Annotated in this window: 22 protein-coding genes; 7 read left to right on the plus strand and 15 right to left on the minus strand. The window is 48.2% G+C overall.

What is annotated here, in order from left to right; genetic code table 11:
• Position 1: 1 nt before the first annotated feature.
• Positions 2 to 250, minus strand: a complete 249-nt coding sequence (locus tag KVT36_RS25325) for a hypothetical protein (RefSeq protein WP_217606238.1) — start codon at positions 248 to 250, stop codon at positions 2 to 4.
• A 132-nt stretch (positions 251 to 382) separates the two neighbouring features.
• Here KVT36_RS25325 and KVT36_RS25330 point away from each other — a divergent pair, with 132 nt between their 5' ends.
• Positions 383 to 994 carry a DNA-3-methyladenine glycosylase gene (locus tag KVT36_RS25330; RefSeq protein ID WP_217606239.1) on the plus strand — a complete coding sequence of 204 codons (612 nt, stop codon included), beginning with the start codon at positions 383 to 385 and terminating at the stop codon, positions 992 to 994.
• Here KVT36_RS25330 and KVT36_RS25335 read toward each other — a convergent pair.
• The 6 genes from KVT36_RS25335 to KVT36_RS25360 all read right to left on the minus strand — a co-directional run bounded on the left by KVT36_RS25335 (position 984) and on the right by KVT36_RS25360 (position 6,258).
• A complete protein-coding gene (locus tag KVT36_RS25335) occupies positions 984 to 1,484 on the minus strand; it encodes an SRPBCC domain-containing protein (RefSeq protein ID WP_217606240.1) in 501 nt (166 codons plus the stop codon). The two genes, KVT36_RS25330 and KVT36_RS25335, sit on opposite strands and share 11 nt — an antisense overlap.
• Positions 1,485 to 1,947: 463 nt before the next feature.
• Positions 1,948 to 2,391, minus strand: coding sequence for a hypothetical protein (locus KVT36_RS25340; RefSeq protein WP_217606241.1), 444 nt, complete (start codon positions 2,389 to 2,391; stop codon positions 1,948 to 1,950).
• A gap of 89 nt (positions 2,392 to 2,480) precedes the next feature.
• Positions 2,481 to 2,846: a winged helix-turn-helix domain-containing protein gene (locus tag KVT36_RS25345; protein WP_217606242.1), complete on the minus strand. Its 366-nt coding sequence runs from the start codon at positions 2,844 to 2,846 to the stop codon at positions 2,481 to 2,483.
• Between the two features lie 134 nt (positions 2,847 to 2,980).
• Positions 2,981 to 3,598 (minus strand): hypothetical protein, encoded by a 618-nt coding sequence (locus KVT36_RS25350; RefSeq protein ID WP_217606243.1) that lies wholly within the window; start codon positions 3,596 to 3,598, stop codon positions 2,981 to 2,983.
• Between the two features lie 6 nt (positions 3,599 to 3,604).
• Positions 3,605 to 5,791, minus strand: coding sequence for a xanthine dehydrogenase family protein molybdopterin-binding subunit (locus KVT36_RS25355; protein WP_217606244.1), 2,187 nt, complete (start codon positions 5,789 to 5,791; stop codon positions 3,605 to 3,607).
• Positions 5,788 to 6,258 (minus strand): (2Fe-2S)-binding protein, encoded by a 471-nt coding sequence (locus tag KVT36_RS25360; protein WP_217606245.1) that lies wholly within the window; start codon positions 6,256 to 6,258, stop codon positions 5,788 to 5,790. The genes KVT36_RS25355 and KVT36_RS25360 overlap by 4 nt, the downstream gene beginning before the upstream one ends.
• A gap of 359 nt (positions 6,259 to 6,617) precedes the next feature.
• Between KVT36_RS25360 and KVT36_RS25365 the strand changes: the two genes are divergently transcribed.
• Positions 6,618 to 7,439, plus strand: a complete 822-nt coding sequence (locus tag KVT36_RS25365; protein WP_217606246.1) for a hypothetical protein — start codon at positions 6,618 to 6,620, stop codon at positions 7,437 to 7,439.
• A gap of 77 nt (positions 7,440 to 7,516) precedes the next feature.
• Here the strand turns inward: KVT36_RS25365 and KVT36_RS25370 are convergent, their stop codons facing one another.
• On the minus strand, positions 7,517 to 8,938 hold the full coding sequence (locus KVT36_RS25370; protein WP_217606247.1) for a serine hydrolase: 1,422 nt from the start codon (positions 8,936 to 8,938) through the stop codon (positions 7,517 to 7,519).
• A gap of 85 nt (positions 8,939 to 9,023) precedes the next feature.
• Here KVT36_RS25370 and KVT36_RS25375 point away from each other — a divergent pair, with 85 nt between their 5' ends.
• Positions 9,024 to 9,527 (plus strand): FUSC family protein, encoded by a 504-nt coding sequence (locus KVT36_RS25375; RefSeq protein ID WP_217606248.1) that lies wholly within the window; start codon positions 9,024 to 9,026, stop codon positions 9,525 to 9,527.
• A 73-nt stretch (positions 9,528 to 9,600) separates the two neighbouring features.
• Positions 9,601 to 11,556, plus strand: coding sequence for a M1 family metallopeptidase (locus tag KVT36_RS25380; protein ID WP_217606249.1), 1,956 nt, complete (start codon positions 9,601 to 9,603; stop codon positions 11,554 to 11,556).
• Between the two features lie 310 nt (positions 11,557 to 11,866).
• Here the strand turns inward: KVT36_RS25380 and KVT36_RS25385 are convergent, their stop codons facing one another.
• Positions 11,867 to 12,337, minus strand: a complete 471-nt coding sequence (locus KVT36_RS25385) for a DUF2269 family protein (RefSeq protein WP_217606250.1) — start codon at positions 12,335 to 12,337, stop codon at positions 11,867 to 11,869.
• A 271-nt stretch (positions 12,338 to 12,608) separates the two neighbouring features.
• Here KVT36_RS25385 and KVT36_RS25390 point away from each other — a divergent pair, with 271 nt between their 5' ends.
• The gene (locus tag KVT36_RS25390) at positions 12,609 to 13,253 is read left to right on the plus strand and encodes a MarR family winged helix-turn-helix transcriptional regulator (RefSeq protein ID WP_217606251.1); all 645 of its coding nucleotides are present in this window, start codon (positions 12,609 to 12,611) and stop codon (positions 13,251 to 13,253) included.
• A 152-nt stretch (positions 13,254 to 13,405) separates the two neighbouring features.
• Here the strand turns inward: KVT36_RS25390 and KVT36_RS25395 are convergent, their stop codons facing one another.
• The 6 genes from KVT36_RS25395 to KVT36_RS25420 form a co-directional block, all read right to left on the minus strand.
• Positions 13,406 to 14,089 carry a class I SAM-dependent methyltransferase gene (locus KVT36_RS25395; protein ID WP_217606252.1) on the minus strand — a complete coding sequence of 228 codons (684 nt, stop codon included), beginning with the start codon at positions 14,087 to 14,089 and terminating at the stop codon, positions 13,406 to 13,408.
• Between the two features lie 149 nt (positions 14,090 to 14,238).
• On the minus strand, positions 14,239 to 15,138 hold the full coding sequence (locus tag KVT36_RS25400) for a class I SAM-dependent methyltransferase (protein ID WP_217606253.1): 900 nt from the start codon (positions 15,136 to 15,138) through the stop codon (positions 14,239 to 14,241).
• Between the two features lie 87 nt (positions 15,139 to 15,225).
• On the minus strand, positions 15,226 to 15,576 hold the full coding sequence (locus KVT36_RS25405; RefSeq protein WP_217606254.1) for a hypothetical protein: 351 nt from the start codon (positions 15,574 to 15,576) through the stop codon (positions 15,226 to 15,228).
• A gap of 78 nt (positions 15,577 to 15,654) precedes the next feature.
• Positions 15,655 to 17,673, minus strand: a complete 2,019-nt coding sequence (locus KVT36_RS25410) for an autotransporter outer membrane beta-barrel domain-containing protein (protein WP_217606255.1) — start codon at positions 17,671 to 17,673, stop codon at positions 15,655 to 15,657.
• Positions 17,666 to 18,196, minus strand: coding sequence for an RNA polymerase sigma factor (locus tag KVT36_RS25415; protein ID WP_217606256.1), 531 nt, complete (start codon positions 18,194 to 18,196; stop codon positions 17,666 to 17,668). The genes KVT36_RS25410 and KVT36_RS25415 overlap by 8 nt, the downstream gene beginning before the upstream one ends.
• Before the next feature lie 260 nt (positions 18,197 to 18,456).
• Complete coding sequence (locus KVT36_RS25420) at positions 18,457 to 20,112, minus strand: hypothetical protein (protein WP_217606257.1); 1,656 nt, start codon at positions 20,110 to 20,112, stop codon at positions 18,457 to 18,459.
• A gap of 359 nt (positions 20,113 to 20,471) precedes the next feature.
• Between KVT36_RS25420 and KVT36_RS25425 the strand changes: the two genes are divergently transcribed.
• Both KVT36_RS25425 and KVT36_RS25430 read left to right on the plus strand, forming a co-directional pair.
• On the plus strand, positions 20,472 to 21,359 hold the full coding sequence (locus KVT36_RS25425; protein ID WP_217606258.1) for a decaprenyl-phosphate phosphoribosyltransferase: 888 nt from the start codon (positions 20,472 to 20,474) through the stop codon (positions 21,357 to 21,359).
• Positions 21,359 to 22,747, plus strand: coding sequence for an FAD-binding oxidoreductase (locus KVT36_RS25430; RefSeq protein ID WP_217606259.1), 1,389 nt, complete (start codon positions 21,359 to 21,361; stop codon positions 22,745 to 22,747). Before KVT36_RS25425 ends, KVT36_RS25430 begins: the two co-directional genes overlap by 1 nt.
• The last annotated feature ends 32 nt before the right edge of the window (positions 22,748 to 22,779 follow it).

Genomic DNA, 22,779 nt, shown 5'->3' on the forward strand with positions numbered 1-22,779 from the left:
GTTATGGATGCGGCGCTTCCTCATACGTACAATGGGTACGGTAGGCAGGATAATGCCCTGCGCGGGCATGGCCAAAGCGGAAGAAGAGTATGTTGCTGGATATAAATAATACAATAGCCAGTATAACGGCAATTTTTGTAAACACCCTTAACCGCGGATGTTTTGAAAAAGATCCAAACACATGCCCTATAATAAATACCATGCAGGCCACAAACAACACCCGCAGTAAAATGATCAATCCAAAAAACATGGCTGTAAGTTTTAAGTAATTAAATAATATTGCTGTAACAAAGCTAACCCGCTGCCAGCCATGCATTTGCGCATAAGAGATCAAAGCGTAAAATGTGTCTACCAAAAAGGGAATTACTTACATTTGAGCTCTATGAAGAAACTGGGATATGATTTTTATAACCGGGAGGATGTGCTTACCATTGCACAGGAGCTGCTGGGTAAAGTACTGGTTACTAAGTTCAATGGCGCTATTACCAGCGGCCGCATTGTAGAAACAGAAGCCTACCAGGGTGTTACAGACCGGGCCTCCCACGCGTACGGCGGGCGGCGCACTAACAGAACGGAGATCATGTTCGGTAAAGCAGGCACTGCATACGTGTACCTGTGTTATGGCATTCACCACCTGTTTAATGTAGTTACCAATAAAGAAAATACACCGCACGCTATATTGATCAGGGCCATTGCACCGCTGAATGGCATACCGCATATGCTGGCGCGCACCGGCCGTACCAAGGCGGATTATACGCTGGGTAAAGGTCCCGGCAATGTATCAAAAGCATTAGGCATTAATACCCAGCATACCGGCACCAGCCTCACGGGCAAAGAGTTATACATAGCGGATGATGATTTTATTGTATCACCATCCGCTATAGGTATCACTAAACGAATTGGAGTGGATTATGCCGGCGAAGATGCGCTGCTGCCTTACCGTTTTATACTAAAAGACAGCCCTTATGTAAGCGGCCGTAAGGTCAGGAGTTAAGTACGCCTTTCAGCTTTTCATTTTTATTACGCAGGTCTATTCCCCCTTCCAGCAAGGATTTCAGGTTCACCAGGTAAAACAGCCAGCCGCCCTGGCAGCCAATATGAAAATCTACTTTACCTTTTTCATCTGTAGGAATATGATCCTGCACTAATTCTATCAGCGTTTCGCCTTCTACATTCTTTAAGCTGACAGTAACGGTACCGGCTATACCAAAAGTGAATTGAAAGTGGTCCTTCCCATTGGCGGCCAGCACTTTACCGGTTTCAGTAGTATCATCGCTATAGCCAAACCAGCGCCAGGTATAGGTATCGCCGGTGGTAATGGCCTGCTGTTTATCTTTGGCAATACCTCCCTCGCCAACAAAATCAGCCTGCCGCAGAAACCAGCTTTCCAGCCCTGCTGACGTAGTCCAGGCATTATAGATGTCTTGCGGATTAGCTTTGATGGGTAGCTTTAACGAGAATTTACTCCAGTCATGTGGTTGCATACGTTCGCAGTTTATAGGTTAATGAATTGATACAGCTATGGTACTTGTCCCTGCTGAAGATCAGCGGTTATGGTTCCGTGTTACAGTATGTGAAAATTACACCTAAAATTTAATTTCATGCTAAAAAATACCGGCTTGATTAAAATAAGCGTGGCTTAATCCCGTCATTGCGAGGAGCAAAGTAAAGCCAGGGCGCGTGGCGCGATGAAGCAACCTCCAGCCATCCGGAAGGTAACCTCCAACCGTTCTTGAAGCAATCTTCAGAATGGCTGGAGATTGCTTCGTCGCCCTTCCCACTATAGCCCTCCGGCTCCTCGCAATGACGCGCGATTACAGCCCGTACTGCACAGTGACGTATAACTGCCGCCAATAGAGATCCCTCCTAAAAAGGAATAGTAATAATGGTTCAGTAAGTTGCTGGCACCCAGCTTTATCTTTGAATTTATTTTATTGAACGTATAACTCACCGCGCATCTAAAGTATTATACGACGGTGTTTGCCCGTTCACCAGGAACGATTGCCATAAGAAGCTGCTCTGCCATTTCCAGCTAACGCCAGCGCCTATATGTTTTATAATCTCTTCTTTGGATATCATAGCGTTAACTGTCCATTCAGGTGTGTTAAAACCATCTTCCAACCCGTCTTCATTGGCCGACTTGCGCAGCTTTGCATACGAAGTATTTGCATGCAGCCGGTATCCGCGCATGGTATAGGTTACACCTAAGCTGGCGCCGTAATTATATACTTTAGTTTGTGAATTGGTCCACATACGGTATTGATTCTGTTGCGCTTTGTTGTTCAGCGCAAACGGTATAGAATCTGTATTTTGTGTTTTAGGCACATTCATATTGGCCTGTGCAATAAAGGAACGGTAGTTGTTAAAGTACAGATCGGCATCTACAAACAAATGCCCTTTGAGGAACAGGCCTTTATAACCGCCTTCAACAGACCGTACATGTTCTGGTTTAATATAGGTAACAGGGCGTTACTACAGGATTATTTTAAATGACTGCTCTCCTGTTCAAGGAACTGGCGGAACCGTTCCCTTAGCTGGCGGTGGTAAGCTATCATCTGCCGGGCTTCTTCCGAAATAGAAGAGCCTCCGCCCTTTTCGCCGCCTGTGCTGGTTACTACAAACGGGCGTGCGCCCATGCTGTTCAGGTTATTGATAAGGTCCCAGGCTTTTTTGTAAGACATGCCCATGGCTTTAGCCGCCTGTTTAATAGAACCTGTTTCGGCAATACGTTCCAGCAGCTCCACCGGGCCGGGGCCAAAAAAACGTTTGCCCCCGAACTCCAGCCAAAGACTGCCATTCACATTAAAAGTGCCCTCTTTTAAAAGGTTGCGGATCGGTTGTTCCATGTGCTTACGTAAACGGGTACACGATTAATTATATAAAAGGCAGCTACCGTTTATACAGCGTCCGTTTGTTGTAACAAATATAAAACACCGGAAGCATATTAAATGGTAACTGCCTTTTCCTTTTTAAAGATCAGCTATTTATCCGGCAGGAAAGCGCCTTTGTCGATCCACATTTTAAACTGCCGTGCAAACTCTTTATGGCTCAGGGGCGGCAGGGTACGGCCATCACCAGGGTTCCAGCCGCCTAATACCAGTGAATCGGATGTTACATGCGCTATCAGCTGTGCTTTGGTCTTGTGCCCGTTCTGGCTTGGGTCCAGCAGCTGGGCTGCCAGCTCGCGCGGTGATTTACCCTGGAATACCATTTTCATATCTGCCGGCGGTAAATGCCAGTTAGGATTACCTGGCGGCATATGCAGGCCCGGCGTGTTCTTTGGCTGATGGCAGTTGGAGCATTTGAGTGCGTACAGGCCCTTACCATCATGCCCGCGCTGCACATTCATAGTATGTGCATGGCTGTCATCGCCCTGCAGGGGCGCCTCCCCGGAGGGATGACAGTTCATACAACGCGGGTGCATCAGTACGCTGTAAGCAGCCAGGAAGGCTTTTTTAGAGCCGGTGCTGTCCCTGGCTGTTCCATCTGTATCTGTGTGGCGCGTGGTACGGGCAGCATCCGTATTAAAGGATAAAGCCATTACCGATACCGTGGTTACTGTTAATAATGAATATATGAGCTGTTTTGTTGTTGCCATAGTTTACTACGCTTTGAGGTTGATGTTGCAGAAAGGCAGGTCCCGCATGCGTTTGCCGGTAGCGGCAAAAACTGCGTTGGCAATAGCCGGTGCTACAGGCGGTACGCCGGGCTCCCCTGCCCCACCCATTTTTTCAGTACTGTTCACGATGTGTACTTCTATTTCCAGCGGCGTTTCATGCATGCGTGCAATGTGGTAATCATGAAAATTACTTTGCTGCACCTTGCCTTTATCCAGGGTAATTGCGCCGTACATAGCTGTGGAAATGCCAAAGTTGATGCCGCTTTCCATTTGCGCAACCACGCCATCCGGATTCACAGCCAGGCCGCAATCAATGGCGCATACAAAACGGTGCACCTTAATAACACCTTGTTCATCAACAGAAACTTCTGCTACATCTGCCACGTAGCTCTTAAAAGATTCATGCACGGCCACACCCCTGAAACGGCCCGGGGGCAAAGGTTTGCCCCAGCCTGCTTTTTCAGCGGCCAGGTTCAGCGCCGCCAGGTGGCGGGGATGGTCTTTCAGCAACGCACGCCGGTACTCCACCGGGTCTTTGCCTGCTGCATGCGCCAGCTCATCTATCATACCTTCCATAGCAGTAGCCGTATGCGTATGACCCACGGAACGGTACCACAACACCGGCAGCTCCAGCTTGGGTGAATGCAGCCCTATATAATGGTCCGGGATGGAGCTCAGGTAAGGCGAATCACTTACCCCTTCTACAGAAGCTTCGTCAATATTATTTTTCATACTGGCGGCAAAAGGGGTGCCGGCCATAATAGACTGTCCTGCCAGCACATGCTCCCAGGCTATGGGATTACCCTGCGCATCAATACCTGCGCGGATCTTATGCACAAATGAAGGACGGTAAAAACCGCCGTGAATATCATCCTCCCGCGTCCATACCATTTTAATGAAGTCGCCGCTGGCTTTGGCTATATGTACCGCTTCCGATACAAAGTCGGATTGAAAGTTGGCCCTGCGGCCAAAACCACCACCCAGGAAAACGGTGTGCACATTTACCTGCTCCGGCTTAAAGCCCAGTATTTTGGCTGCAACGGTCTGGTCGTTGCCCGGCATTTGAGTGCCGGTCCATATTTCACATTTATTGTCAGCTATTTTTACCGTAACATTCTGCGGCTCCATGGGTGTGTGCGCCAGGTAGGGAAAAGTATATTCCGCTTCCAGCACTTTGGCTGCTTTGCTTAAGGCACTGGTCACATCACCTTTTTCCGCAGCTTTATCGCCACGGGTGGTTACCAGCTTTTTAAACTCCGCCAGCTGCGCTACGCTGTCAATATTCACATTGGGTCCATTCTCCCACTCCACTTTTAAAGCGGCGCGGCCTTTTTTGGCAGCCCAGAAATTATCTGCTATCACAGCTACGCCAGTGGGAATCTGTACTACTTTTCGTACGCCCGGCACCGTGCGGGCCTTAGCGGCGTCAAATGATTTAACCTTGCTGCCATATACCGGCGGGTGTGCTACTACGGCGGTAAGCAAGCCGGGGAAGCGCATGTCCATCCCGAATTGGGCGGTACCATTCACCTTTGCGGGTGAATCCAGGCGTTTTACGCCTTTGCCAATATACTTCCATTCACTGGGGCTGCGCAGGCTTACCGGTTCTGTCAGCGGCGGCAGTGAAGCGGCTATACCGGCCAGCTCCCCGTAGGTGGCACGTTTGTTACCGGCTATTACCTCGCCATTCTCTGTACGGCAATCTGCCGTGCTTACGCCAAATTTCTGCGCTGCTGCCTGTACCAGTAAGGTACGGGCTGTGGCGCCGGCCTGCCGGTAACGGTCAAACTCAGACCAGGTGGTACTGGAACCACCGGTGATCTGCAGGCCATACACCGTATGCACATAAGGTTGCCCGGGCGGGCTATGTAATACTTTTACTTTTTGCCAGTCGGCATCCAGCTCTTCTGCAATGAGCATGGATAAGGTGGTCCAGATCCCCTGGCCCATTTCCACATGCGCCAATACGATCTGTATGCTACCGTCAGCGCCTATACTAAGATAAGCGTTGGGGGCAAATACGGCTGCTGCTGCATCTTCCGCGGCAGGCATGCCCATAGCCGCTAAGCGTTTGGCGCCTGGTACCACAAAAGATATAATTAAGCTGCCGCTAAGCATGGCGCCGGTTTTCAGAAAACCCCGGCGGCTGGTGTTTAGTATAGCTTGTGTCATTTGTTACCTCCCTCCTTTTGTAATTCTGCTGCGCGGTGAATGGCTTTGCGGATACGCGGATAAGTGCCGCAACGGCAAATGTTGCCGCTCATAGCATTATCAATATCCGTATCTGTGGGTTGGGGATTTTCCCGCAGCAGCACTGCTGCAGCCATGATCTGTCCTGACTGGCAGTAACCGCATTGCGGTACATCTTCCTCGATCCATGCGCGTTGCAGGGGATGATCACTGTTGGGCGAAAGGCCCTCAATGGTTACTACTTCCTGGCCGGCAGCTCTTGACAGCAGCGTTACACAGGAGCGTACCGCTTCCCCGTTAAGGTGCACGGTACAGGCGCCGCACTGCGCCATGCCGCAGCCAAATTTGGTTCCGGTAAGCCCTACTATGTCGCGTAAAGCCCATAGCAATGGCATATCCGGACTGGCATCAATAGAGTGCTCCTGATGGTTAATGGTTAATTTAATCATAAGTACAGACTTTGCTTTCCTTAAAAGATTTGACCTGAAATGTGTGCTTACTTATCATGAACACACATAGGTTAAAGATAGTTCAGTAATTAGATCAGCAATTATAAGATTCAAACAAAAAATTGCAAATTTCAAAGAATACATTCCCCGGTAACCTTTGACAGGCAATTATTTGCCCCTTATCGTTATATCCACAAAGAAACAACGCTTATAATATTCAACTTAACTGATCAGGTTTTTCATTACCTTTAATAGCATCACCTCATTAACCCCATACATTTACAACCACCTGCTACCGGATACTTCCCTGCTATAAGATTCATTACCCCTCATTTTCCATTTATTTTAAACCCCTTTTTATGCAAAAAAGTCATTATTCCTTATGCCTTACCATGCTGGTAACTCTTTCATTATTTATTGCCTGCAAAAAAAATCCTTTACCCGGCCCCGGTTATGGCAATAGCCAGATCCGGCAGGTAAAAATGGACCACGAAGATTCCGCCCTGTTCCAGTACAATGCATTGGGCAACCCCCTAAGCATTACCCGGGGCATTGTTAGCACCGGCGCTCCAAACTACTCTTTCCGTTATGATGCGCAGCATCGTTTAACAGATTATTATGGTACATATAGCGATGGCCGCACCTTTGAGTTCTGGCACCGTTACATTTATGATAATAATAACCACATTGTAGCGGATACCATGTACCTGTTTGGGCTGGTAGGCGATAACGGCCCACTGCCCGATCCGCAGGCGCCGCCGCCGTATGACCAGCTGTATGTGGGCAACATTTCCACTTACCAGTATGATGCGCAGCACAGGATCATTCGCGCTACCGATACTTATGGAGCGCCACCGGCGGGCCCAATATATACAAGCCGTTATATCTATGGTGCCAATGGCAACCTTGCTGTTATACGCACCTATAATCCCTACACATCAGACAGTACAGATATCAACCTGGGTGGCTTTGACAATAAGATCAACCTGCACCGCACACACCCCATCTGGCAGTTCCTGGACCGGGACTTTAGCGTTAATAATCATGCAAATGTAACTGCCTATAATGCCCAGGGCCTGCCGCTTACTATCCAGGCCTCCGGTGGCGGAGAAATAGGTAATGCTTTTATTTCACTCCGTTATTCCAACACCTTGCAGATCACTTATCAACCCTGCAGGTGATAGAATATAAAAATGGAATGCAGCGAAAACTTTATCCGCTGCATTCCATTTTTAATTATTAATTCTTAATTATTAATTTATTCCACCCGCTTAGCGGTAATATCCTTCCCATTCTGGTGCAGCACCAGCCGGTCCACCACACCCTGCTCATTTTTCCTGAACGAAATGCGGGCATCTACCACCTTCATGAAAAACTCCGCCGGGGCCGATGGAAATATTTCAAAGCGGGCCTGCCCTGTAAGCTGCTCATAAATATGATCTCCTTCCATGGAAATGGCCATCACAACGTTGGGCGCCAGCTCATATTTACCGGTGTACAAACGGTAAGCAGCTGTATCCGGCGTAATGGCTGCAAGCATTTTGGCTACCGGCTGTGACAGTGGCTGTGTTGGTTTTACCGGGGGCGTATAAGGTTTGTTATACAAAATGGCCAGTATGTTCTTTGCAATGTCCCTTAGCGGGGCGCCGCCGGTATTGTTCAGTAGTACTACCAGGTCTTTGCTATCAGGAATGCGTACTATCAGGGTGTTGAAACCATTAATGCCACCGTCATGAGCAATGCTGCTCACCGTATCTTTTGTATTACCAATACTAAAAGGCTGGCGCATCCAGCCGCAGGCATACCCTTTCAGGAAAGGCGTAAAGTAAGTTGTTTTACTGGCAGCACTTAACAGCTGGTTGGTATACAATGCCTGGTCCCACAGGTAAAGGTCCTCTACGGTGGAGTACATGGAACCGGCAGCATAAGGAAGATCCATATCTAAATAAGGAGCGTTTATTATGCTGTCGCCATTACGCTCATAACCGGCAGCGCGTTTCTTAATAAGAGGTGCAGCCTTATCATAACCGGTATTAAGCATATGCAACGGTGTAAAAATGCGTTCCTGCAATACGCTGGCATAGGGCTGCCCTGTAACTTCCTCAATAATAGCTCCCAGCACAAAGTAGCCGGAGTTGGAATATTTATAATCAGTGCCCGGCGTAAACTCCAGCGGCAGCTCTGAAAAGAATGGTATAAATTCTTTAGGGGTAGATGGGTTCCGCGCAAAGCGGCTAAAAAAATCAGGCCGGGCCGTATAATTGGGAATACCGGAAGTATGCGTTAGCAGGTTGTAGATAGTAACCTTTTCACCATTGGCTTTGGGGTAATAAGGCAGGTAATCGGAAATATGACCATCCAGCTTTAGCTTACCTTGCTCTGCCAGTTGCAGTATAAGCATGGCCGTGAACTGTTTGGTAATAGAGCCCAGGCGGAAACGTGTATCCGGCGTGTTGCGGATGTCCCACTCAAAATTGGCGTAGCCAACTCCGTTCTTAAAGATCACCTTTCCATCTTTGGCTACCAGGGCAGTTCCGTTAAACAGCTTATAACTATTATACTGGTCCAGCAGCTGCCGGATCTTTTCAGCAGGGCTTTTTACGGCAGGACTTTGGGCGCAGGATGCAAATGTAAAACACAGTAAAAAGAAGAAGGCGGTTATACTTCTGTGAAAACGCATAGGGAAAACAGTTTAGTATCATAAATATACTGGTACAAGCGGCCCTGTCCAAAAATGGCTGCCTGATAATTTGTAATTTACGCGCATGACAATGCCCAACACTAAACGACTGCTGGTGTATATGGCCAAATGTGTGGCCGGCGTGCTGCTGGTATTTTTTTTAGCCCATCTTATCAACTACAAGGATTATATCTGGTGCCTGATCTCTGTAATGCTGGTGCTGTCGCCGGATGGTACAGATGCCGTGGGCCTGGCCATGAGCCGTATTAAGGCCAACCTGGTAGGCGCCGCCGCAGGGCTGGTCATGCTCATCGTACATCCGTCAACGATAGTAATGGTAAGCGGGGCCATTGCCATTACGGTAGCTGCCTGCACTTTCCTGCAACTGGAAGCCTCTGCCCGCTCCGCCCTGGCAGCCGCCATTATTGTAACGCTGCACGAAGCAGGTTTACATGTATGGGATACGGCCCTGGAAAGGATCATAGCAGTGCTGGCCGGCTGTGTGCTGGGCTTAGTGATCACCTTTGTATTTCACTCCCGTTTTACCCGCCATTCCGCAGAGGGGCCACCGCCCCAGCAGGAAGCCTGAACTGCAGTGTAATTTCTGATTAATTAAGTATCTTGTTTGCCTTACAATACTAACGTATCACTTTTTACAGGTTATGACAATCAACAAGCTTACCTTCTGCCTGGCAGTCCTGCTGGCAACCAACCAGTCATTTATCCGGGCTCAAACCGCACCTGCCGGCAATTACGATCAGCACAAAGCATTTGACCCGCTTTTTTACACACAGAACGGCAATGAGTTCCGCAGCGCAGGGGGCGCACCCGGGCCTAAATACTGGCAAAACCGGTCGGACTATGCTATTAAGGTAACGCTGGATACAGCGCAGCACCGCCTTACCGGGTCGGTACAGATCACCTACACCAATAACAGCCCGGACACTTTATCATTTGTATGGCTGCAGCTGGACCAGAACGTGTACCGGGAAGATTCCCGCGGAGAAGCAGCCTCCCAGTACAGCGGCGGGCGTTTTGTGAACCGCAGCTTTACCCAGGGCGATGAGATCAGCAGCGTAAGCATTGTACAAAACGGCAAAACACAAGCCGCCAGCTACCGGGTGAATGATACCCGTATGAAGATACAGCTGCCTGCTGCCCTGAAAGGTAATGGCGGCAGCATACAGTTCCGCATCAATTATGCTTTTAACATACCGCAATACGGCACCGACCGTATGGGCCGTTTGCAAACACGTAACGGATGGATATACGAAATTGCCCAGTGGTACCCCCGTATGTGCGTGTATGATGATGTGCTGGGCTGGAACACCCTCCCTTACTTAGGCGCCGGTGAGTTTTACCTGGACTATGGCAATATTGAATATAGCGTAACTGCCCCTGCTGATATGGTAATAGCCGGCTCCGGCGAGCTGCTGAATGCCGCCCAGGTATTAACGCCCGAGCAAAACAGCCGCCTGGCCAAAGCACGTACCAGTGACCAAACCGTGACTATTAAGGACAGCACCGCCGTTATATCCCCCACGGATAAACGTAGAGGTAACCTTACCTGGCGTTTTTCCTGCAAAAATACCCGTGATGTAGCCTGGGCCGCCTCCCGTGCTTTTATATGGGATGCTGCCCGCATTAACCTGCCAGGTGGTAAAAAAGCGCTGGCACAGTCGGTATACCCGGCAGAAGTAGCATCTACCAAGGCCTGGGGCCGTTCCACAGAATATGTGAAAGGTTGTATTGAGCTGTATTCCAATAAATGGTTCTCCTTCAGCTACCCCGTGGCTACCAATGTAGCTGGTATTGTGGGTGGTATGGAATACCCCGGCATTGTGTTCTGTTCCGCGAGAGCTGCCGGCGCCGGTTTATGGGGCGTCACAGATCATGAGTTCGGGCATAACTGGTTTCCCATGATAGTGGGTTCCAACGAACGTAAGTACGCCTGGATGGATGAAGGTTTTAATACCTTCATTAATGGTATAAATACCAAAGCTTTTAATAACGGGGAATATTACCGCCCGGCAGATATCAGCAAAACCGGCCCCGGCATGTTTGGCGCCAATGCAGAAGCGCTTACAACTATTCCGGATGTGATCCAGAACAGCCAGTTAGGTAATGTAGCCTATTTTAAACCAGGGCTGGGACTAAAATTGCTGCGCGAGCAGGTATTGGGACCAGAACGTTTTGATGAAGCTTTCCGTACCTATGTGCACCGCTGGGCATTTAAACACCCCACTCCCTGGGACTTTTTCCGCACCATGGATAACGTATCGGGCGAAGACCTGAACTGGTTCTGGCGCGGCTGGTTCCTGAACACCTGGAAGCTGGACCAATCCGTAAAAGAAGTAAAGTACAAGGAGAATGATCCCGTAAAAGGCGCGCTGGTAACTATAGAAAACCTGGAGCAGCTGGTAATGCCCGTGGAAGTAGCCATACAAACTGCCGATGGAAAAGCCGACACGGTAAAACTGCCGGTAGAGATCTGGCAGCGCGGCGGCACCTGGACCTTTCTGTACCCTTCCACCGCCACTTTAAGCCAGGTAACCATAGACCCGCAGGGCGCCCTGCCGGATGTGAACCGGGCTAACAATACCTGGAAGGCGCAATAGAAGTAAAATGGGAGGTAGCGCGCGTAAGCAATTGTGTTACACCATTCTGTTTGCCATTATTACCGGAATTTAAATGCAAAAAGCAAAAAGTAAAAATAGAGGTAAAACCCTATTTTACTTTTTGCTTTTTTACTTTTAATTTTTGACGATAGCCCAGGTACCACCACAGCAGCAAACCATAAAAAGTAAAGTCACAGGCAGGGAACCTTTGTTTCACTTTACATTTTATTGCTGGTCATTAAAATGCAAAAAGTAAAATAACACATAAAGCACTAACACGCTGTACTCCATTATTTTACTTTTTACTTTACTACTGGAATTTAAATACGCCCAGTATAAATATCAGCAGCAATATCAGGAACTGCCCGATGTGAAAAATGCCGATCCGCTTTTTAAGCGCAGTGTATTGCAGCATATCTGTAACCGTGGGTTGGTTAAACAACAAGGTTTGCAATTTTTTTACGCCAGGCGCACCTACTAGTGTGATATTCAGTACCATCAGCACAATAAGGCCCATCTTAAATTCAAACCAGAATTGTTTGGTTACGCCAAACTGGTAAGCCCTTAACAACATAAAACCACTCGCAAACAGTAACAAACCGCCTATACGCAGGAACCAGTCGTATGCGGAAGACAATTTAAATACCACGGTAGCTTTTTGATTTTCACCTGGCAGGTAGCCCCAAAGCTGCCGTAACGTAATAAAATGCCCCAGCGTACCGCCGGATATGAGAGCTATACCAATAATGTGCAGGACCAGGCCTGAAGAAAACAGATTCATATATACGGGTTTTAGAATGAGCAAACAGGTATTGCACCATCTTACAGATAGCTTTATCTTATAGACAGTTCTCCCGGAAAATTTGTGACGGCAACAGGGAACAGTTACCAATAGCCGGCAAGCCATCATGTATGGCCAGTGGCCTAAAGTGCAGGTAAAACAGATAAATTACTGCATAACCGCAGTATTAAGCACAAATATAATACAACACCGTTGTAAATACAACAATTCTGAAATAATTTTCACTAAATTGCTCTTGATCCGTAGTAATATGAATAGAACAGTTGAATTAGTAACGGCCTGGGGAGCTTATGAAGAAAAACATCCCGGCTGCAGCATAGAAGACTTTTGCCGCTATTATCTGCTGCAGCAAAAGCAGCAGGTGCCGGTAAATACCGAAAAGCTTACAGGCGGGCTGCAACCGCCTGCCCCGGAAGCAATGCTGATGAAGGTAATGGGCCGCATTATGCGCCTGCATGAGCTGTACTCCCGTATTTCCCTGGGCGATGCCGGCCTTGGCCAGTTTGAGGAGTTTGCCCTGATGCACGGGGTAAAGCAGCGTAAAGATCCCCGCAAGTCAGAGGTGATCTATGCTACTATTTACGAGCTTTCCACGGGTTCAGATCTGCTGAACCGGCTGCGGGAAAAGGGATACATCATGGAAGTCCCCGACTCTGCCGACCGCCGCTCCAAACGTGTGAAGATCACTGCTAAAGGCGAAAAAATATTGCAGCATGCCTATAAACGTATGGGGCAGCTGGTAAAAATGCTGCTGCGCGATATGGATGAAGAAGAAGTACTATTATGCATCCAGCTGCTGAAGAATGTAGAAATAAAGTTCTCTGAACGCTGGCCGGAAGACAAAGGCCGTTCTTTTGACGAGATCTATACCAGTGTGATGAGCGAAGGAATGTAAAATGTAAAATAATAAATGCTAAACCGACGAAGGAGGTTCATAGAGACCGTTTAAAAGACTTTATGAACGAGATAAATGTAAAAGTGGAATGCTGCGAATGGTTCAGACCAGGCTTCGCTGCATTCCACTTTTACATTTATAATTTTACATTCTCACTTGAAGTATTCACTAAAGTACTCTGCCGGCTTCAGGTTCAGCCACTCCTGCCGGTTAGCGGCAAACTCCTCATACGTAAGCGCCTCAATCTGCGCCGGGGTAAAAGACAGCGGGTTTTCCGGCGTACCCTTAGTTACAATGCCCAGGCCATGGTCCGCATCCAGCACAAATACATTAATGTCTTTACGCAGGCTTCTTAAATGAATAACGCTTTTCCACACATCCCCGTTCCAGAAGCCCTGGCATTTATTGGCATTCCACTCCGCCCAGGTATAACCGGCTTCTTTGGTTTGCGGGTTACAGTCATGCATAATGATCACCCCATTGCCGGCAAGCCGGTCCAGGCAGTTCTCCACATCCCGTAAAGCATAGGCGTATTCATGCATACCATCTACCAGGCAAATATCCAGCAATGTGTTCTGCAGGGTTTTACCGGCCTTTTCTGCAAAAAAGCGGTCGCTTTCCATGCGAAAGTAACTGGCATTAAAATTAGCCGGGTACTGGATGGCTTTGAAGAACTGTTTAAGGGCGCCAAATTTCAGAAAGGGATCTACAGCTATTTTGCGGCCAGCCTTGATCGGGAAGAAGTTTTTGCCGGATTCAACGCCTATTTCCAGGTAGGTTTTAAAACCATATTTGTCAATAAGCGCCTGCGTAATGATGCTTCTGTTTGTTATCATAAGTGGATTGTCAGAACAGCAAAATAAGTTTATTTCCCATTAATAAAAAGACCCCGGCAAGAATGCCAGGGCCGTTGTACTCGTCTATAATGCTTAATATTCAAGACCTAAAAAAATAAATTGCTTGCCATCTTATCTCTTCATGTTCATCATTGAGGTGAATCGCGCTTCCTGCAAATAACAATATGATTGAGAAATGCATCATATCTTTTGGGTAATATCCTGTTCATCAGCTTGCACAAGAGGTTGAGCATTAAAAAGGTGCAGAACGACACCACTTTCTTTATTGGCCGGGCAAAGTTCAGCTTAGAGAGCACATAACTGTCCAGGTAAGACATGAACATCTGCATCTGAGCCTGTACTGAAGTTCCCAGCTTTTCATAATACAGGATCTCAAATCCTTTTCGCTCCAGTAACATCTTCAGGCCGTAAGAGGTGTAGCGGCTGCAATCATTGGGTACCTCGTGTTCAGCTATAATGAACGGGCAGGTAGCCAGCATAACCGCCCCGGGCTTCATTACCCGGTGTAATTCATCCAGTATTTCTTCCGGGTTGAATAGATGCTCAAACACCTCTGTGCTCAGAACGCTATCAAAGTGATCCGATGCTACCGGAATAGTTTTACCATCATAAAACACATCAATTTGTTCATTCTCGTGGTTATGCCCCTGCCCTTCATAATCCACCCCAATATATTCATCTACCCTGATCAGGCTCTTATAGGGCTTGCTGCCACAACCGAAATCCAGCATACGGCCATGTAAAACCCCAAAATGCTTTTTTAGATTAGTGATCAATAACGTTCTTCCGATATAAACCGACTGGCCCATTGAAGGGTGAAAGTCTTTACTAACCGCTTTTAAGGACAGGGATGATGCAGGTCTTGAATATAAGCCCGCCGGTAGAGTCAATTTTGGCGGGGCTGTAGCTCTTGCCATTACCCCGTTATAGGGCACGCCCTGGTTACGCCCGCTGGCCGGCTGCTCCCCCTGGCAGGATGCCGCAGCACAGTCAGGGCTGACCATCGCATCCGTGTTGTACTCTTCCATAATGCTTAATATTCAAGACCTAAAAATAAACTGCTTGCCATCTTATGTCTTTAACAGCAGATGCTCCTATACACCGGCTGCCTTCACTTATCTACCTCTGCGATAAAGGGTGTCCGGCCCATGAGGAAAGGTGTCATGCGGCGGAAACGTATCGTGTGGCGGATTAGGGAATGTGTCATGAGGTGGATTAGGGAATGTGTCGTGCGGTTGATGCGGAAACGTATCATGCGGGAACGTGTCGTGTGGAAAACTGTCATGAGGAAAAGAATCATGAGGCAGGGAATCATGCGGAAGCGAATCATTTGGCAATGAATCACGTTTGGCAAAAGCCGCTTCCTTTGCATTAAGCTTTTCAATCACCGAGTTCTCTTTCCGGCAGGCTGTTGCCGCTACAATAAAAGTGCCTACTACCAGGAGCGAAAAATGAAGTTTGTGCATAAGGTAAAATATGGTTTGATTACACTTATATAGACAGCAGCTTCATTGCCGGAGGTTGGGTATCTGCACCAAAATATTTTATTTCCTTAGCGGTACGCGTATGTAAAATTCCAGCTGTTTATCCTGCAGGGGTTGTACCGGCTTTGCAAAGCCGCTGTTGCCGGCAGAGCGCAGCAGGATGGCCCTGTAGCTTACTCCTACCTGTATACGGGGACGGATGAAATAACCTGCGTCCAGGCTCCAGCTAAGCGTATGCATACCCGGTAGCTGCTGCTTGCTGAAGGCTGGTGTGCTGCCTGCAGGTATGCTTTGCAGGCTATCTGTGTGCGTACGCGTTTCCGGTGTGCCTTTGGTGCCTGAGGGTAAAGCATATTGATAGGTAAGCCCGGTGCTGAAGATCCATTTATTTATAACATAGGCAACATTTACCCCTGCCCCACCCACAAAAGTGCTTTTTACAGTATAAGGTGTAATGGTGCTGTCCGTTTTGTATTCACCTGAGGCTGCGCCTGAGCTATCTGTCCCCTGCTTTCTGTTAACAGCAGTGTGGCTGAATGTTTTACCAAAGCCGGTGAGGTACGAAGCGCTTAATGTTGGCTGCAGGTATAAACCCCGGGCTATTGGAAATGCATATAAGGCGCCCAGCTTAAAGCCCAATCCGTTCCCGGGTTTGGTTGTGCCGCTGTCTCCCGCTGTTACGCCAATACTCAATGGATATACGAAACCTGCCTGTAAGGCCAGGCCGCCAATTATAGCCTCCGGATTATTTACAGGATCTCTAAGAGCTGCTGTGATAAAGTTTATCTGCCGCTCCCGGCTGTTTAATGGCAGGGCGGGCAGGCGTATGGGAAATGCATTCACCGTGCGTAAGGGTTGTAATACCACGGTGTTAGGTGTGCCTGTTGCATTTTTTATGGCAAAGGATGTTTTGCCCGGTTGGTTTGTATATGTAGGACTGCTTATAACGGCGGATGGCTGGGTTTTGTTAGTATTATCAGGATGGCCGGTTTGAGGTGCTTTTACCAGGCCTGGTTTGGTTTTGCCGGCTGTCTCTTCGCTGGAAACACTACCGGCTGGTTGCGTTGGCTTTAGAACATCACCAGGTTTTGCCTTACCAGCTTTTACATAAGGATGTTTTGAAGTATTGACAGTGTTACCCGGCATGTTGGCTGCCAGGTCAGTGGTTTTATCTGCCGTTGGCAGGCCGCCCGGTTTATTATTTATTTTTCTATTATTCCCGTTATTTCCCTGGTTTGCAGGTAGAACTGTCTTATTAGTATTAGCCTTTTCTGAAGATGATCTTTCCCCGGCCGGTAATGTACTTTTAGCAGCAGGCTTATTTATTAAATTATTTGAAGATAGCGCCGTATCTGTTTCTTTTACAGCAGGTTGAGTAGTATTTGATAATTCCTCCTTAGCAGCTTTTTCATCGATGCCTGAATCCATACCACCTGCACCGGAAACCAGGGCAGCATCCCTACCCTTTTCGCCCGTTCTTTTTTCCGCACCAGCTGTTACTCCACTCCACAGCTTATTACCCTGCGGCACTACCCGGGTAACCAATCTGCCTGCACCCACCGGCAAGCCATAAGATCTATCATCACCATTTATACCGGCTGCTGTATGTCCGTCCTGGGCAGCTCCCCTGTTATCCTCATCTATCGTATCACTTTCCGTTGATCCGTATACGGTAGCTCCCCCATTATTTCCAACAGCCGGATCGGTTTTCTTTTCCGTATTTAATGTATCACCATTGAGCTCATTCGCGGTTACCGTACTCACATTCTCCTGTACAACTCTTTGCTGTTCTTTACTTTCTGTTGTTTGATGACGATTTACCTGCAAATATACCACCAGCGCAACCAGCCCCACCGCTGCCGCTGCAGCTGCTAACCACAGCATACCCTGGCCCGTGGCAAACCAGGGTTTCGGCAGCGGTGACGGCTCCTGCGCAGGCACAGGCACAGCGGCATTATCCAGCAGGCTGGCCATTTGGGACCAGGCCTGCTGCTTTGCTTCCATGCCGGTATCATCCGGCACAGGTTGTTGCGCAGCCGCTTTCAGCCAGTCTTCAATATGTTTGTGCTGATCATCCATTCATATTGCGCTTTAATGACGATGGTGGTGCTATATACTGTTGCAGCAAACGCTTCCCCTCTGCCACATGCCATTTGGTTGTGCCGGTGCTGATGCCCAGCAGTTCAGCGATCTCTTTATGTGAATAGCCCTCTATGATAAATAAGTTGATCACGATCCTCGTTGTAGGCGGCAGCTGCTGCAATACCAGCAGCAGGTCCTTATATTCCAGTGTATTGCTCTCTGTGGTAATGGCCAGATCCCCCGGCAGCTCTCCCGGCATTTGCTCTTTTGTTTGTCCGGCCCCGTTCCTGAAATAATCTGCAACTGCGTGCACCATAATACGGCGCAGCCATCCTTCAAAACTACCGGTTTGCTGGTACTGGGCTATTTTAGTAAATGCCCGCAGGAAACCGTTGTTCAAAATATCAGTTGTCTTGTCCCGGTCACTGGTGTACCGCCTTATTACTGCCAGCATCCGGTCAAAGAACAGGTAGTATAACTTCTCCTGGCACAAACGGTCATTACTGCGGCAACCGGCCAATAGTTGGTCCAGCTGACCGTGTGTTTGATTGGAATGGTCCGTATGGTCGGATAAGTTAAACGGCAGTTTCTTTCAGATTAAGCATACAGCAGACAGGCAATATCACCGGCCCTGATAGTATAGACAGGGGATAAATGCCTGAAGGTTGGGTACATGCGAAAAAAAATTACGAATGAATGCTAAAGGCTTAACGCTGAATACTTAACGCTGCTTGCATTTTGCTGAAGGCTATAGCGTTAAGCGTTAGGCATTCAGCATTCTTACGGTTTTACATACACCTCTATAATAGCATTGGTAGGGCGGCGAGGCGCCAGGAATTCATCTACCTGTTTATAATGTTGTTTCAGCTCAGGTCTTAAGGCAAAGGGAAAAAAGTTGTTCAACCCGGGTGCATATTCATATAGGATAATGTCGTAGTGGTGCTGTTGTACTTTTTCCTTGAAGGCTGCCAGCTGCCGGTTAAACATGCCCACGCCCAGGTGGTACCACAGCGGGTAATCCTCCCCGGTTTCCGGCTTAAAGGGCATAGCATAAGCCAGGGGCGTTAACTCCGTCATATTCAACACTTTAATACTATCTTTCTTTTCCTTTACCACAGGCATAGCCATCAAACGCTCCATACCATGTACAGTAGATGGCGGCATGTATATTTTCTTAAATCCTGGCAGGTCAGAGAAGATCCATTCAGCAGTAGGCACGTCCCGGGTAGTATCTGTATTCAGCATAAAGTTCCGGCGGGATACCACATTCTCTGCATTCGGGTCCGGTGCGCCCTGCACCATTTCTGTAGGAGCCGGGAATATTCGCTGAAAAATACGGTCAATGTATTTCCAGAACACACCAGACCACCACAGCAGCACCAGCAGCGCACTGCTTAAAAAGGCATTACGGCGGCCCAGGTCAATATGCTGCATGCCGGCAAAATGTGTGCACAGGAATGCAAAGACAAAGCTATGGAAGAAGATGTTGTTATCCGGCGGGGTATAGCTGGTTACCTGGAACAGGGCTGCCTCTGCCAGTATACCCAGCGTAAGCAGGGTAAACAGCATGGCCGTTTTGTTTTGCCAGAAAGCTTTAAAATTGCGCAGGGATGGTACCAGGCATAACACCATGAGCACCAGGTAAAACTTGATCCACTGGGAACCCCCCAGGATCTCTTCTGCAAAATCCGTTACTGCCAGGCGGGAATTGTGCGGGGGCTGCCCGTGGTTATACCAGTATCCAAAACCATGCGGCAGCAGCGGGCCTATTACAATGGCGGCCACCAGGAAATAACAGCCTAGGAACGCAGGGATCTCCCACCAGCGCTTTTCATGGATACTATTATATAATAACAGCGCCAGGCATAACAGCAGGGCCAGTCCGCCCCCATCCTGCTTGGTAAAAATAGACAGGAAGGTGAACAGGGCTGCCAGCAGCAGGTACAGGAAACGCAGCTTTTGCCCCGGGCGGGTTATGTACTGGAACAGGAAGGCTAAGCCCACCAGCTCATACACAATTACCGTATGGTTATACCAGGGCCAGAAGTTGAAAAAGGAATAAGACAGCACAAACACCATTACAGATAAAGCCCGTATGGCCGGCTCTATGTTCAGGCGTTTTAAAATGGAGCGGAAAGCAAATCCCGCCATAATATTAATGAACACCTGCGCTTTTACGAGTGAGATCAGCTGCGGGCCAAATATGCGGAAGAACAGGGATGGTATCAGCCAGAAGCCATAACCCAGCGGCGTACCAAAATCCTTATAGGGCATTTGCCCGATGGACATACGGTAGGCGCCTTCCCACGACAAAAAGATATTAACCCGGTAAGGAAAAGTAGTGAACAGGGGCACCAGCGCCAGGCCAATGATCAGCACACATTCAATAACAGTAAAAACAGTACGTTTCTGGTAAAGGGATGACCCGGACAACATAATGGGGGTTTTTATGCTTTTGAAGGCGTAAAAGTAGTTTTATTAGCGGAAAGCGCAAAGCTTAAAGGAGAAAGCTGAATGCCGAACCCTGAACGCTTAACGCTGCGGCCCTTATTTCCCCGGCATTGCGTATTAAGTATTTGGCATTCAGTGTATTTCATAACGCATAACGCTAAACGCTGCAGCCATTACTTCCCGGCATTGCGTATTAAGCATTTGGCATCCAATGTATTTACAGTAATTCCAACACCTCCGAAGTACTAAGCGTTAAGCGTTTAGCATTCAGCGTTAAGCTTTATGCTTTCAGCTTTCCGCTTAAAATTGTATCTTGCCCCCCGTATTAACATCTGTTCATCCCCGTGCAATATCTGAAACTACTCAGGCCTCATCATTGGGTCAAAAATCTGTTCTTGTTTATTCCCCTCTTTTTTGCGGGAGAACTATTTTATCTATCTACCATCGGGCATCTTTTAGCCGCCTTTTTTGCGTTTAGCCTTACGGCCAGCAGTATCTATATTATAAATGATTACAAGGATATAGAAGCGGACCGTGCGCACCCGGTTAAATGCAAACGCCCCCTGGCCTCCGGCGCAGTATCCCCCACAGCCGGCCTGGTGCTGTTTGTAGTGTGTATGATCATAGGGCTGGGACTGGCCTGGTATGTTAAACCAAAATTCCTGTTCGTAGTAAGTATCTATTTTATTTTAAACCTGTTATACTCACTTGGGTTAAAGAATATTTCCATCCTGGACATCATTATTCTTTCCATTGGTTTTGTGCTGCGTATTAAGGCGGGCGGTATTGCCTCCGGCACCGCGGTATCCTCCTGGCTCATAGTAATGGTGTTCCTGCTGGCGCTGTTCATGGCAGTAGCCAAACGCCGGGATGATGTGATCATTAAACAGGTATCCGGCCAGGAAATGCGCAAAGCCGCCAAAGGATATAACATGGATTTCATGAACGTAACACTGGCCTTATTGTCTGCCGTGATCATTGTGTGTTACCTCATGTACACGCTTGACCCGGTAACCATTGTGCGCTTTGGTACCCACCGCCTTTTTTACACCACCCTTTTTGTTATTGCAGGATTATTACGATATTTGCAAATAACCTACGTAGAGAACAATACTGGTTCTCCCACTAAGATCCTGTACAAAGACCGCTTCATACAGTTAACCATAGCCCTGTGGATCCTAAGTTTTTATGTGATCATTTATTTACCGGCAAACAAAAGTTTTTTTAACTAATGCAAAAACGGTTAGCAAATTGGGGCAATTATCCTGTAGTAGCAAGCGAAGAAAGCACTTTCTCCAGGGAAGATCAGTTACAGGACCTGCTTCACACACAAACACCCCTCATTGCGCGGGGAAACGGACGTTGTTATGGAGATGCATCCCTGGGCGCACACAGCATCTCTACCCTTAAATATGATAAAGTTCTGAGCTTTGATATTGAAAAGGGCCTGTTTGAATGCCAGGCCGGCGTTACGCTGGACCAGATCCTGGACATTATAGTGCCCAAAGGCTGGTTCCTGCCGGTTACTCCCGGCACCAAGTTCATTACTGTTGGCGGCGCAGTAGCCTCTGATGTGCATGGCAAGAACCACCACGTAGATGGCGCCTTTTCCAACCAGGTGGTGTCTATGGATGTGATCACCTCCCAGGGGCTTATCACCTGCTCCCCTGACCAGGAGCCCGACCTGTACTGGGCTACCTGCGGCGGCATGGGCCTTACCGGCATTATTACCCGGGTGCTGTTCCGCCTGAAGAAAGTGGAAACCTCTTATATAAAACAGAAGCAGATCAAAGCCCGCAACCTGGACGAAGTAATCCGCCTGTTCGAGGAAAACAAGCACTATACCTATTCCGTAGCCTGGATAGATTGCCTGCAGAAAGGCGATTCCTTTGGCCGGAGTATTTTAATACTGGGCGAGCATGCTGCCAAAGCGGAACTATCGCCCCAACAAGCGCAGGCTCCCCTGCAGCTGCCCTCCAAAAAGAAGCTCACCATCCCTTTCAACCTGCCGTCATTTGTGCTGAACACCTTTACCGTAAAGGCGTTCAACTGGCTGTATTATGCCAAGAACACCAAACGGGAGATCAATAATGTGGTGTCTTACGAACCCTTCTTTTACCCGCTGGATGCTTTCCTGCACTGGAACCGGGGTTATGGCAAAGCTGGTTTTGTACAATACCAGTTTGTGCTGCCCATGGATCAGAAACAGGGCCTGGTAGAGATCCTGCAACGCATCAGCAGTAAAGGCCTGGGCTCTTTCCTGGCCGTGCTGAAGGTATTTGGCCAGCAGGATAACCTCATCTCCTTCCCTATGGAGGGTTATACCCTGGCGCTGGATTTTCCCGTGCGCAAAGGTTTATTTGAGTTCCTGGACGAGCTGGATGCCCTGGTGCTGCAATACGGCGGCCGCCTGTACCTTTCCAAGGATGCCCGCATGAAACAGGAAGTGTTCTGGCAAAGTTATCCTCACGTACAACGTTTTGCAGGGATCGTAAAACAATACAACCGCAATAACCGCTTCCGTTCTTTACAGTCGGACCGCCTGCTGCTGACGGCACAGCCGTCAGAATTAATAATGAATAATGAAGAATTAATGATCAGGGAGGCAGTGGTTAAATAATTAACTGTTACTTCATTATAGTTCTTTCAACT

The sequence above is a fragment of the Chitinophaga sp. GbtcB8 genome, from assembly GCF_019091455.1.
GTDB lineage: Bacteria > Bacteroidota > Bacteroidia > Chitinophagales > Chitinophagaceae > Chitinophaga.